The organism is Pseudomonas sp. TMW22080, assembly GCF_022496745.1.
Lineage (GTDB): Bacteria > Pseudomonadota > Gammaproteobacteria > Pseudomonadales > Pseudomonadaceae > Aquipseudomonas > Aquipseudomonas bubulae.
Genome location: NZ_SCFF01000004.1, coordinates 190688 through 203208 on the forward strand (window position 1 = coordinate 190688; position 12521 = coordinate 203208).

The 12521-nt window shown below is 60.0% G+C and carries 9 protein-coding genes; 8 read left to right on the plus strand and 1 reads right to left on the minus strand.

Features of this window, described 5'->3' with window-relative positions; translation table 11 throughout:
* The first annotated feature begins 24 nt into the window (after nt 1–24).
* Together choW and choV are read left to right on the plus strand one after the other, a co-directional pair.
* On the plus strand, nt 25–870 hold the full coding sequence (gene choW, locus EQV96_RS15105; RefSeq protein ID WP_094999813.1) for a choline ABC transporter permease subunit: 846 nt from the start codon (nt 25–27) through the stop codon (nt 868–870).
* Nucleotides 867–2045 carry a choline ABC transporter ATP-binding protein gene (gene choV, locus EQV96_RS15110; RefSeq protein ID WP_094999812.1) on the plus strand — a complete coding sequence of 393 codons (1179 nt, stop codon included), beginning with the start codon at nt 867–869 and terminating at the stop codon, nt 2043–2045. The genes choW and choV overlap by 4 nt, the downstream gene beginning before the upstream one ends.
* Before the next feature lie 131 nt (nt 2046–2176).
* Here the strand turns inward: choV and EQV96_RS15115 are convergent, their stop codons facing one another.
* Nucleotides 2177–4114 (minus strand): BCCT family transporter, encoded by a 1938-nt coding sequence (locus EQV96_RS15115; RefSeq protein WP_232527653.1) that lies wholly within the window; start codon nt 4112–4114, stop codon nt 2177–2179.
* A 476-nt stretch (nt 4115–4590) separates the two neighbouring features.
* Between EQV96_RS15115 and betI the strand changes: the two genes are divergently transcribed.
* From betI to EQV96_RS15145, 6 genes are all read left to right on the plus strand, one after another.
* Nucleotides 4591–5184, plus strand: a complete 594-nt coding sequence (gene betI / locus EQV96_RS15120; protein ID WP_094999810.1) for a transcriptional regulator BetI — start codon at nt 4591–4593, stop codon at nt 5182–5184.
* Nucleotides 5185–5293: 109 nt separating this feature from the next.
* Nucleotides 5294–6766, plus strand: coding sequence for a betaine-aldehyde dehydrogenase (gene betB, locus EQV96_RS15125; RefSeq protein WP_094999809.1), 1473 nt, complete (start codon nt 5294–5296; stop codon nt 6764–6766).
* Between the two features lie 141 nt (nt 6767–6907).
* Complete coding sequence (betA, locus tag EQV96_RS15130; protein ID WP_094999808.1) at nt 6908–8611, plus strand: choline dehydrogenase; 1704 nt, start codon at nt 6908–6910, stop codon at nt 8609–8611.
* A gap of 292 nt (nt 8612–8903) precedes the next feature.
* Nucleotides 8904–9599 (plus strand): RraA family protein, encoded by a 696-nt coding sequence (locus EQV96_RS15135; protein WP_094999807.1) that lies wholly within the window; start codon nt 8904–8906, stop codon nt 9597–9599.
* A 132-nt stretch (nt 9600–9731) separates the two neighbouring features.
* The gene (locus EQV96_RS15140) at nt 9732–11174 is read left to right on the plus strand and encodes a TldD/PmbA family protein (protein WP_240882162.1); all 1443 of its coding nucleotides are present in this window, start codon (nt 9732–9734) and stop codon (nt 11172–11174) included.
* On the plus strand, nt 11174–12511 hold the full coding sequence (locus EQV96_RS15145) for a TldD/PmbA family protein (protein WP_095020478.1): 1338 nt from the start codon (nt 11174–11176) through the stop codon (nt 12509–12511). The genes EQV96_RS15140 and EQV96_RS15145 overlap by 1 nt, the downstream gene beginning before the upstream one ends.
* The last annotated feature ends 10 nt before the right edge of the window (nt 12512–12521 follow it).

Genomic DNA, 12521 nt, shown 5'->3' on the forward strand with positions numbered 1-12521 from the left:
CCCTGCATGCGGACGTTCACTACCATGCTGATTGATCAAAAAATCCCTCTGGGCGATTACATTGCAAACTTCGTCGACTGGCTGACCCAGCACGGCGCCAGCACCTTCGATGCCATCGCCAGCACGCTGGAAGCCATGATCCACGCTGTGACCTTTGCCCTGACCTGGTTCAATCCCTTTGTGTTTATCGGGCTGATTGCACTGTTTGCCCACTTTATCCAGCGCAAGTGGGGGCTCACGGTTTTTGTGGCGCTGTCTTTTCTGCTGATCCTTAACCTGGGGTATTGGCAAGAAACCATGGAAACCCTGGCCCAGGTGCTGTTCGCTACATTTGTATGCGTGATCATCGGCGTGCCGCTAGGAATTCTCGCGGCGCACAAACCCATGTTCTACACCTTTATGCGTCCTGTTCTCGACCTGATGCAGACCGTTCCTACCTTCGTTTACCTGATCCCGACCCTGACCCTGTTCGGGCTGGGCGTGGTGCCGGGGCTGATTTCCACAGTGGTATTTGCCATTGCCGCGCCGATCCGCCTGACTTACCTGGGCATCCGCGATGTCCCCCATGAGTTGCTTGATGCGGGCAAGGCCTTTGGCTGCTCCCGTCGCCAGTTGCTCACCCGTATCGAGCTTCCCCACGCCATGCCGAGCATCGCCGCCGGGATTACCCAATGCATCATGCTGTCATTGTCGATGGTGGTGATCGCCGCCCTGGTGGGTGCCGATGGTCTGGGCAAACCGGTGGTCAATGCCCTCAACACTGCCGATATCGCCTTGGGCTTTGAAGCCGGGCTGGCGATCGTGCTGCTGGCCATCATGCTCGACCGTATCTGCAAGCAGCCGGACGCCAAAGCAGGAGCCGACGCATGAGTATTATCCGTTTCGATAATGTTGACGTGATCTTCGCCAAAGACCCCCGCGCAGCACTCGGCCTTCTGGACCAGGGCTTGTCGCGGGATCAGATCCTGAAAAAAACCGGGCAGATTGTTGGCGTGGAAAAGGCCAGCCTGGACATCGAAAAAGGTGAAATCTGCGTACTGATGGGTTTGTCAGGCTCGGGGAAATCCAGCTTGCTGCGCTGCATCAACGGGCTCAATACGGTCAGTCGCGGCCAGTTGTATGTAGAGCACGAAGGCAAGCAGATAGACATTGCCTCGTGCACCCCTGCCGAACTGAAGATGATGCGCACCAAGCGCATCGCCATGGTGTTTCAGAAATTCGCCCTGATGCCCTGGCTGACGGTGCGCGAAAACATCAGCTTCGGGCTGGAGATGCAGGGCCGTCCCGAAAAGGAACGCCGCACCCTGGTGGATGAAAAACTTGAGCTGGTGGGTCTGACTCAATGGCGCAATAAAAAGCCCGATGAGTTGAGCGGCGGCATGCAGCAGCGGGTTGGCCTGGCGCGGGCACTGGCGATGGACGCCGATATCCTGCTGATGGACGAACCCTTTTCGGCACTTGACCCGTTGATCCGCCAGGGCTTGCAGGATGAGTTGCTGGAACTGCAACACAAGCTGAACAAGACCATTGTGTTTGTCAGCCATGACCTGGACGAAGCACTCAAGCTGGGCAGCCGCATTGCGATCATGAAAGACGGCAAGATCGTGCAGTACAGCAAGCCTGAAGAAATCGTGCTCAACCCCGCCGATGACTATGTACGCACCTTTGTTGCCCATACCAACCCGCTCAACGTGCTGTGCGGACGCAGCCTGATGCGCACACTGGACAACTGCAAACGCATCAATGGCTCGGTGTGCATCGACCCGGGGGATGACTCGTGGATTGATCTGGCGGAGGGCAACACCATAAAAGGCGTGCGCCAGGGTGCTGCTGTGGTGGACCTGCAACACTGGAAAAGCGGTCAGGCAGTAGAAGGCCTGGGGCGTGGGCCAACCCTGGTGGACAGTGGCATCGGCATGCGCGATGCACTACAGATCCGTTACCAGACCGGCAACAAACTGGTGCTGCACGACGATCACAAAGTGGTAGGGATACTGGGGGATACAGAGCTGTATCACGCGCTGCTGGGCAAGAATCTGGGGTAGGCATTACCCTCACCCCAACCCTCTCCCGGAGGGAGAGGGAGAGGGAGCTGACTTGTGGAGATAGTGAGTCAGCATGCAGTCAGTCCCCTCTCCCTCCGGGAGAGGGTTAGGGTGAGGGGCTTTTGCAGTTCTTAGCTATATACGCGGCCAAGGAGTTGGCGATGGCTTTCAAACTGATCGAGCACGTCACGGCTGATCTGCTCCTGGGTGAAGCCCATCAAGTCGTACTCCTGGTTACCGTTGTGCAAGTACACCTCAGCGCGGTAATAACGGCTGCGCACTTCGTCTTCACCCGACTCGCTCGGTGCGGCCAGGTAGCCATCCAGGCTGACTTCGTAGACAAACGGGTTACCTTCTTCCATTTCAACCCGCACGCCCATGCAACGCTTGGCGCTGCCCAGCAGGGTCTGCACATCAAGCCCCTGACTACGCAATTGTACCGCCGCGTCTTCCAGTGCCGGGGTCACGTGTTTGTCCATAAAACGCTGCACCACGGCTTGAGTCGGTTGCAGGTCCTGTGCAGTCAGCCGCTCGCTGAAACCACGACGGCCACGGGCAGCCAGCTCGGCTTGTTCCTGTTCAACCAGAGTGTCCTGGCGCATCGCCTTGTGCAGGCCAAACATAAACAGGATCAATACCACCGAAAACGGCAAACCGGCCAGTACCACCATGGTTTGCATCGCCGCAAAGTTACCGGCAAACAGCAGGCCGATAGTCACCAGCGTGATTACCGCCGACCAGAAGATCCGCAGCCAGTGCGGCGCATCTTCGTCCACATCACCGCCTTTGCACGACAGGTTGGCCATCATCACCGCGCCGGAGTCGGCCGGGGTCAGGAACAGCACAAAGCCGACAAAGATCGAGACACCGATAACAACTTTCGACGCAGGGTAATGCTCAAGCAGTTGATAAATCGCCATCGACGGCTGCTCAAGCGCCGTTTTACCCAGTTCCACGGCACCGTGGTTAACCACCAGGTCCAGCGCCGAGTTACCGAAGATCGACAACCAGGCCAAGGTGAAGCCCAGCGGAATCAACAGCACGCCCGCCACCAGTTCACGCACCGTGCGACCACGGGAAATACGCGCGATAAACATCCCGACAAATGGGGCCCAGGAAATCCACCAGGCCCAGTAGAACAGAGTCCACAGGCCCAGCCAGCCTTCGGTTTTCCTGCTGTCGCCTTCGTACACGTACAGGTCGAAGGTTTTCATCACGATACCGTTGAGGTAGTCGCCGGTGTTTTGCACAAAACCGTTGAGCAGGTGCAGGGTCGGACCGAACAGCAGCACGAAAATCAGCAGGCCACTGAACAGGATAATGTTCAGGTTGGACAGTCGGCGGATGCCGTTCTCAACGCCCGAGACTGCAGCAATGGTCGCCACGGTGCTCATCACGATGATCACGATCAACAGGTTGGTGTTGCTGTGTTCCATGCCGAACAGGTTCTCAAGCCCCGACGACACCTGCATCGAACCAATGCCCAGGTTGGTCACCAGACCCAGCAGTGTCACGAACATACCGAAGCCATCCACCGCATGGCCCGCAGCACCTTTGACCCAGCGCTCGCCCATCAACGGATACAGCGCCGAACGCAACGCCAGCGGCTGGTTGTGACGGTAGGCAAAATAGGCCACGGCCAGACCGACCAGCGCGTAAATCGCCCAGCCATGCAGACCCCAGTGCAGGAAAGTCAGTTGCAACGCCTGGCGCGCTGCTTCATGGCTGCCCGACACGCCTTCAGGCGGGTTGAAGTAGTGATCCAGCGGCTCGGATGCGCCGAAGTACAGCAGCGAAATACCGATACCGGACGAGAACAGCATCCCGGCCCAGGCGCCATAGCTGAAATCCGGGGTGTCCTGTTTCGTTCCCAGTTTCAATTTTCCGTAGGACGAAAACGCCAACCCGACCACAAAGATCAGATAAGCAGCGATGACTACCATGTAGTACCAGCCGAAGCTGCGCGACAGCCATTCCTGGGCCACACCCAGGATACGGCCCGCTTCTTCGGGAGCAATGATCAGGATGGCAGTCAGCAAAAGTATCAAGGCAGTGGAGGTGTAAAACACCCAACCGTTGACCGTCACCTTTTGCGGTGGGGTCTTTATAAGAGAGGCAGAACTCATTGCACGGATGCTCCAGGGAGTGCGAGACAAGGACTTAAGGCAACGCACCACACGACCATTCGCCTAGATAGCGACCAACGGTCGAGTGATATAAAGACACCGCTAAAAAACCGGACCCGCCCAGACCGCGTTCAAAACCTGTGTGCGTCCCCTTGAAATCAAGGGCTGCCCCGCGTGGTCTGATGCGTTGTGCCTGTTTGGATCTCCCGTCAGCGCCTGCGAAAGCCTGCTTCTGCTTGGGTTCCATGGGAATTTACCGTGTCGATTTGCGCCATTCATGCGTAGGAAAACGACATAAATCGCGACGATTTGTCGCAGAGCTTATTCTTTGTTGATTGAACGTTCAATCAAAACAAAATAGACTGGCTGCCGTTCAGTGATGTTTTTGCACTGACCGCCGGCCCAAGGAGATTTGCGAAATGCCCAAGGTCGGTATGCAACCCATACGCCGCCAGCAGTTGATCGAAGCCACATTGACGGCTGTCGATCAGGTCGGGATGGCAGATGCCAGCATTGCGCTGATTGCCCGTCTGGCCGGTGTGTCCAACGGCATCATCAGTCACTACTTCAAAGACAAGAACGGTCTGATTGCCGCCACCATGCGGTACTTGATGAACGTCTTGATCGACAACGTCACCGAGCGCCGCCAGGCGTTGGGCGACGACAGCCCGCGGGCTCATTTACAGGTCATCGTCGAGGGCAACTTCGACGCCAGCCAGGTCAATGGCCCGGCAATGAAAACCTGGCTGGCCTTTTGGGCGGCCAGCATGCACCAACCGTCGTTGCACAGATTGCAGCGGATCAACGACCACCGCTTGTACTCCAATCTGTGCTGCCAGTTCCGCCGGGTGTTGCCCCAGGCCCAGGCCCGCAATGCAGCACGAGGCCTGGCAGCGCTCATCGATGGTCTATGGTTGCGGGGTGCCCTTTCCGGTGACGGCTTCGACACCGACCAGGCACAACGCATCTGCTACGAATATATGGATCTACAACTGGCGAAACAGGTGAGTTAGGCCCAATTAACGCTTAACCCCTGAACTGTCGTGAATCTGCGGTGCCACAGCTAGAGGGCACCCGACTCACGATTAACGCCCACCACTTGTCTGCACTTGCGAGGATTTTATGGCCCGTTTCGAACTGCAAAAACTCTACATCGACGGCGGCTACACCGACGCCGGTAGCGACGCTACTTTCGATGCCATCAACCCGGCTAACGGCGAAGTCCTCGCGCAAGTGCAACGCGCTACCAAAGAAGACGTCGAGCGCGCTGTAGTCAGCGCCGAAAAAGGCCAGAAAATCTGGGCCGCCATGACGTCCATGGAGCGTTCGCGCATCCTGCGTCGCGCCGTGGAAATCCTGCGCGAGCGCAACGATGAACTGGCCGCCCTGGAAACCCTGGACACCGGCAAGTCGTACTCCGAAACCCGTTATGTCGACATCGTCACCGGCGCCGACGTACTGGAGTACTACGCTGGCCTGGCGCCCGCCATCGAAGGCGAGCAAATCCCGCTGCGCGACACTTCGTTCGTGTACACCCGTCGCGAGCCGTTGGGCGTTGTGGCCGGTATCGGCGCGTGGAACTACCCGATCCAGATCGCCCTGTGGAAATCCGCACCGGCCCTGGCTGCCGGCAACGCGATGATCTTCAAGCCAAGTGAAGTCACTTCCCTGACTACCCTGAAGCTCGCCGAAGTCTTCACCGCAGCGGGCCTGCCGGACGGCGTGTTCAACGTTCTGACTGGCAGCGGCCGTGAAGTGGGCACCTGGCTGACCGAGCACCCGCGCATCGCGAAAATCTCGTTCACCGGCGGCACCGATACCGGCAAGAAAGTCACCGCCAGTGCTACCCAGTCGTCGCTCAAAGACGTGACCATGGAACTGGGCGGCAAATCACCGCTGATCATTTTCGACGACGCCGACCTGGATCGCGCCGCGGATACCGCGATGATGGCTAACTTCTACAGCTCGGGCCAGGTGTGCACCAACGGCACCCGCGTATTTATCCCGACGGCCATGAAAGCGGCGTTTGAAGCCAAGATTCTGGAGCGCGTAGCGCGCATCCGTATCGGCAACCCGCAAGACGAAAACACCAACTTCGGCCCGCTGGTCAGCTTTGCTCACATGGAAAGCGTGCTGGGCTACATTGCCAAGGGCAAAGAAGAAGGCGCCCGCCTGCTGTGCGGCGGTGAACGCCTGACCGAAGGTGATCTGGCCAAAGGCGCATTCGTGGCACCGACCGTGTTCACCGACTGCACCGATGACATGACCATCGTCAAAGAAGAAATCTTCGGCCCGGTCATGAGCATCCTCACCTACGACAGCGAAGAAGAAGTGATCCGCCGCGCCAACGACACCGAGTTCGGCCTGGCTGCCGGCGTCGTGACCAAGGACCTGAACCGCGCTCACCGCGTGATTCATCAGCTTGAAGCGGGCATTTGCTGGATCAACGCCTGGGGTGAGTCCGACGCAAAAATGCCGGTGGGCGGCTACAAGCAATCGGGCATTGGCCGTGAAAACGGTATCAGCTCGCTGGCTCAGTACACCCAGATCAAATCGGTACAGGTAGAGCTGGGCGACTACGTTTCGGTGTTCTAAACCGACAGGCCCGCATAAACCCTGTGGGAGCGGGCTTGCCCTCGATGGAATCGCCGCGGTCTGCCTGACAGACCGCGTCGCATGAATCGCGAGCAAGCCCGCTCCCACGGGTTCTGCCACAACTTCAAAGAGGGTGCATTTATGTCCCAAGAATTCGATTACATCATCATTGGTGCCGGCTCTGCCGGTAACACCCTGGCGACCCGTCTGACTGAAGACCAAGGCGTCACCGTGCTGCTGCTTGAAGCAGGCGGCCCGGACTACCGTTTCGACTTCCGCACGCAGATGCCTGCGGCGCTGGCATTCCCGCTGCAAGGGCGTCGCTACAACTGGGCCTTCGAGACCGATCCAGAGCCACACATGGATAACCGTCGCATGGAATGTGGCCGCGGCAAGGGCCTGGGCGGTTCGTCCCTGATCAACGGCATGTGCTACATCCGCGGTAATGCGATGGACTACGACGGCTGGGCGAAATACCCGGGCCTCGAAGACTGGTCGTACCTGGACTGCCTGCCGTACTTCCGCAAAGCCGAAACCCGCGATATCGGCCCCAACGACTACCACGGTGGCGATGGTCCGGTCAGCGTGACCACGCCCAAAGCCGGGAACAACGTGTTGTTCCACGCCATGGTTGAAGCCGGTGTACAGGCCGGTTACCCGCGCACCGAAGACCTGAACGGCTATCAGCAGGAAGGTTTCGGCCCGATGGACCGTACCGTGACGCCGAACGGCCGTCGCGCCAGTACCGCCCGCGGCTACCTGGACACGGCCAAGCAGCGTTCGACCCTGAAAATCGTCACCCACGCCCTGACCGACAAGATCCTGTTTGAAGGTAAACGCGCCGTTGGCGTTTCCTATATGGTCGGCGACAGCGACACCCGCATCCAGGCCAAGGCCCGCAAGGAAGTGCTGCTGTGCAGCGGCGCAATCGGCTCGCCAACCGTGCTGCAACGCTCCGGCGTCGGCCCGGCCGAACTGCTCAACAGCCTCGATATCCCGGTGGTGCACGACCTCCCGGGCGTTGGCCAGAACCTGCAGGATCACCTTGAGTTGTACCTGCAATACGCCTGCACCCAGCCGGTGTCGCTGTACCCGTCGCTGCTTTGGTACAACCAGCCGGCCATTGGTGCCGAGTGGCTGTTCCTGGGCAAAGGCATCGGTGCCAGCAACCAGTTTGAAGCCGGTGGTTTTATCCGCACCCGCGAAGAATTCGAATGGCCGAACATCCAGTACCACTTCCTGCCGGTAGCGATTAACTACAACGGCAGCAACGGGGTGAAAGAGCACGGTTTCCAGGCGCACATGGGCTCCATGCGTTCGCCGAGCCGTGGCCGGATCAATGTGAAGTCCAAGGACCCGCGCGAGTATCCGAGCATCCTGTTCAACTACATGGCCAGCGAGCAGGACTGGCAGGAATTCCGCGACGGCATCCGCCTGACCCGTGAAATCATGCAGCAGCCAGCACTGGATGCATTCCGTGGCCGTGAAATCAGCCCGGGCATCGACAAGCAGACCGACGAAGAGCTGGATACCTTTATCCGCGAACACGCCGAGACCGCGTTCCACCCGTCCTGCTCGTGCAAAATGGGCACCGACGAAATGGCTGTGGTCGACGGCGAGGGCCGTGTGCATGGCATGCAGGGCCTGCGTGTGGTCGATGCCTCAATCATGCCGCTGATCACCACCGGCAACCTCAACGCACCGACGATCATGATCGCCGAGAAAATTGCCGACAAGATCCGTGGCCGCCAGCCGGAGCCGCGCAGCACTGCCGACTACTACGTCGCAGGCGACGCGCCGGTACGCGGCAAGCCGCTGCGTGAAGTGAGCCGTACCGCGCAGTAAGCACTATCCGTAGCAGTTGACGAGCGGAGCGAGGCTACGTCCGGCGGCACAGCCGTCGTAAATTCAGGTTATGCGGTTCTTCTGATGAATCGCGTCATCTGGTTTCACGGTCGCTTCGCAACCGGACGCAGCCTCGTTCCTTCGGCAGCTGCTACGAATTTTGTGTAACTCTTGAGTTTCATCTTGCCCCGCTTGCCCCCGCTTCAGCGCAGGCCTAATCTAGTGCCTCGCTTCGCGCCACACCCCCCCGCCCCACCCGACATGCCAGCCTTGCCTGGCCAAGAGGTTTTCTATGTTTGATGTTGTCTCTTCGAGCAAATGGCCGACCGGCTTCCTGATTAATCCAAACGCAGAACCTCTCGATCCAAAATGGCTCACCGAATTCAGCAAGATCCCCGCAGCCGCAGTCAGTGACTGTCTGGGCCGCAACGTGGGTGGTCTGGGCCTCAAGCCGTTCCACGGTACCCGCCCGATGCTGGGCAGCGCGCTGACCGTCCGTGTACGCCCGGGCGACAACCTGATGATCCTCAAAGCCATGCAAATGGCCCGCCCCGGCGATGTGCTGGTGATCGACGGCAGTGCCGACCTGACCCGTGCCGTGTTCGGCGGCATCATGCGTGCCATGGCCCTCAAGGCCGGGATTGTCGGCGTGGTGATCAACGGCGCCCTGCGCGACCTCGACGAGTGGCAGACCGGTGAACTGCCCGCCTATGCCATCGGCGGCGTACATCGCGGTCCGAGCACTGACGGCGGCGGCGAAATCAACGTCCCCATCTCGTGTGCCGGTATGCTGGTAATGCCAGGCGACCTGATGATCGGCGACGGTGACGGCGTGGTTGCGGCTTCGCGCAGTGAACTGCCGGAATTGCTGATCCGTTGCCACGATCTGCTGGCCCGTGAACAGGCAACGCTCAAGGCGATCAAAGAAGGCACCCTGGACCCGGACCGTTTTGACGCCATCCTGCGCGCCAAGGGTTGCCCGGTTTAACACGCTACGCGCGCCCCTGTGGGAGCGGGCTTGCTCGCGATGGCATCACCGCGGTCCAGCGGGTTAACCGCACTGCCTGCATCGTGAACAAGCCCGCTCCCACAGACCCACCAAGTCCAAGGAGGTCTGTGCATGTTCGATTTCTACCCTCAGCTCAAGCAGCGCTTTGCCGCGCTGCGCACCCGGGCCGAGTTCTTTTCGTTACGCTATGTACGCGAGTCCGGGCAATACCTGTCGGTACGCAAGAACGTCGCAGAGCCTCCCTCATTCAGTCACGACCAGGGCGCCATGCTCACCGTGCGGTTGCGCGGTATCGAAGCCTACGCCGCCACCAACGACCTGTCCCAGACCGGCCTGCAGGCGGCCCTCGACCGCGCCGAAGCCCAGGCCCAGCTGATCGCCGGGCATGCCCTGCTCAACCTGAGCCAGGAGCCGGTGTGCCATGAGCGCGCCGATTTTTTCTCTCCCGACCTCGACCAGGCCTTCCCGTCACTGAGTGAGTGCTTCGAGCTACTGAGCGCCGAGTCGGCCGCCGTGCCCAAAGACGAGCGGCTGGTGAGCTGGGTGGTTTCACTGGGCCTCAATCACGTCGAGCAAATTTACCTGAACAGCGCCGGCGCCGAGTTGCGCCGGGCGCAGCGCTTTGTTTACCCGGGCATGAGTGTCACTGCCTATGACGGCAACGATAGCCAGAGCCGTAGCCTGGGCCGCGAAAACTTCGGCCAGCAAGGTGGCGCCGATGTGATCAGCCGCTGCGGGCTGATCGGTGCCGCACCCCAGGTCGCCGATCAGGCCCTGCAATTGCTGCAGGCACCCAATGCTCCGGTCGGCAAACGCGATCTGCTGCTGATGCCCGACCAGATGATCCTGCAAATCCATGAGTCCATCGGACACCCGCTGGAACTGGACCGCATTCTCGGTGACGAGCGCAATTACGCCGGTACCAGCTTCGTCAAGACCAGCGACTTCGGCAGCCTGCAATATGGCTCAAAGCTGCTGAACGTGACCTTCGACCCAACCATCCCCGAGGAGCTCGCCAGCTACCGCTTCGACGACGACGGCACCCCGGCCTACAAGGAGTTCCTGATCCGCGAAGGCTTGCTGCTACGCCCGCTGGGTGGCGCACTGTCACAGTTCCGCTCGGGCCTCGAAGGCGTGGCCAACAGCCGCGCCTGCGGCTGGAACCGGCCACCGATTGACCGTATGGCCAACCTCAATATCGAGCCAGGCGATCAGTCGCTTGAGCAAATGATCGGCGGTATCGAAAGCGGTATTCTGATGGCCACCAACCGGTCCTGGTCGATCGACGACGCGCGCAACAAGTTCCAGTTCGGTTGCGAGTGGGGCCAGTTGATCGAGGAAGGTGAACTCAAGGGCGTGGTCAAGAACCCCAACTACCGGGGCATTTCCGATCAGTTCTGGCGCAACCTCAGCGCCGTGGGCGACGCCAGCACCTTCAAGGTGCTGGGCACCCCGAACTGCGGCAAGGGCGAACCCAACCAGGTGATCCGCGTGGGCCATGCGTCCCCCGCCTGCGTGTTCAGTCAAATCGATGTGTTTGGAGGTGATGCCTGATGAGTACCCCATTGAGTCAGGCCGAGCAGTTCAAGGGGTTGGTCGAGTGGTTGGGCAAAGCGATCCTTGCGCCTGAGCAGTTCACCCTGGGCTATAACGGCGAAGCGTCGGAATTTATCCGTTTCAACAAGGGCAAGGTGCGTCAGGCCGGACAGGTGCAACAGGCCAGCCTGAGCCTGAAGCTGATCCACGACGGCCGCCACGCCGATGTGAACCTCACCCTGGCTGGCGAGCCTAATGTCGACAAACAGCGCCTGGCCGATGCCCTGCGGCAACTGCGCGACACCTTGCCATTGTTGCCCGCCGATCCGTATTTACTGCTCAACCCGCAGCCGTGGAACAGCCATAACGTGCAGAACCAGCCCCTGCCGGACACGGCCCGGGTTCTGGAAGAAATCCGCAGTGCATCCAAAGGCGTAGATCTGGTCGGATTTTATGCCAGTGGCCCGATCAGCTACGGCTATGCCAGCTCCGAGGGCGCGTTTGGCTGGCATCAGGCCAATAGCTTCAATTTCGACTGGAGTTTGTTCCACAGCAACGGTCAGGCGGTCAAGGCCAGCTACGCCGGCGCCGACTGGGACAGCGAACGTTTCGCCCGGCGCATGCAACTGGCCCGCGAGCAACTGGGTTTCCTCGATCGCCCGCTGCATGCCCTGGCGCCCGGTGAGTACCGAGCCTACCTGGCGCCGGCGGCGCTGGAAGAAGTGATGAGCATGCTGTGCTGGGGCGGTTTTTCGGCCCAGGCACTGGCCAGCAAATCCAGCCCGCTGCAAAAGCTCTACGCGGGCGATGCGCAACTGAGCCCGCTGGTGTCGTTTGACGAGCAGGTCAGCCAGTCCCTGAGCCCGGCGTTTTCCGGCGAGGGGTACCCGCGTCAGGACTTGTCGCTGGTCAAACACGGCAAGGCCGAACAGCAACTGGTGAGTTCTCGCAGTGCCGCCGAGTATGGCCTTGAGGTCAACGGCGCACCGGAGGGCGAAGCCCCGAGCGCACTGGCGATGGCGGCAGGGAGCCTGGTGCAGGCCGACATCCTCAAGCAGTTGGGCACCGGGTTGTATATCAGCAACCTGTGGTACCTGAACTACTCGGACCAACCGGCCGCCCGCCTGACCGGCATGACCCGCTTTGCCACTTTCTGGGTGGAAAACGGCGAGATAAAGGCCCCGGTCAACACCATGCGCTTTGATGACAGCGTCTATAGTCTGCTGGGTTCACAACTGGAAGCGCTGACAGCCGAGCGTGAGTTGTTGCTCTCGGCCAGCACCTACGACCAACGCCAGACGGCGTCAAATCTGCTGCCGGGGGCATTGGTCAAAAAGCTCACGCTGACGCTGTAACACCTGTGGG

What these genes read in the sequence shown, in the direction of transcription:
- choW (WP_094999813.1), top strand. Translation starts at nt 25, where the DNA reads ATGCTGATTGATCAAAAAATCCCTCTGGGCGATTACATTGCAAACTTC.
- choV (WP_094999812.1), top strand. Translation starts at nt 867, where the DNA reads ATGAGTATTATCCGTTTCGATAATGTTGACGTGATCTTCGCCAAAGAC.
- betI (WP_094999810.1), top strand. Translation starts at nt 4,591, where the DNA reads ATGCCCAAGGTCGGTATGCAACCCATACGCCGCCAGCAGTTGATCGAA.
- betB (WP_094999809.1), top strand. Translation starts at nt 5,294, where the DNA reads ATGGCCCGTTTCGAACTGCAAAAACTCTACATCGACGGCGGCTACACC.
- betA (WP_094999808.1), top strand. Translation starts at nt 6,908, where the DNA reads ATGTCCCAAGAATTCGATTACATCATCATTGGTGCCGGCTCTGCCGGT.
- EQV96_RS15135 (WP_094999807.1), top strand. Translation starts at nt 8,904, where the DNA reads ATGTTTGATGTTGTCTCTTCGAGCAAATGGCCGACCGGCTTCCTGATT.
- EQV96_RS15140 (WP_240882162.1), top strand. Translation starts at nt 9,732, where the DNA reads ATGTTCGATTTCTACCCTCAGCTCAAGCAGCGCTTTGCCGCGCTGCGC.
- EQV96_RS15145 (WP_095020478.1), top strand. Translation starts at nt 11,174, where the DNA reads ATGAGTACCCCATTGAGTCAGGCCGAGCAGTTCAAGGGGTTGGTCGAG.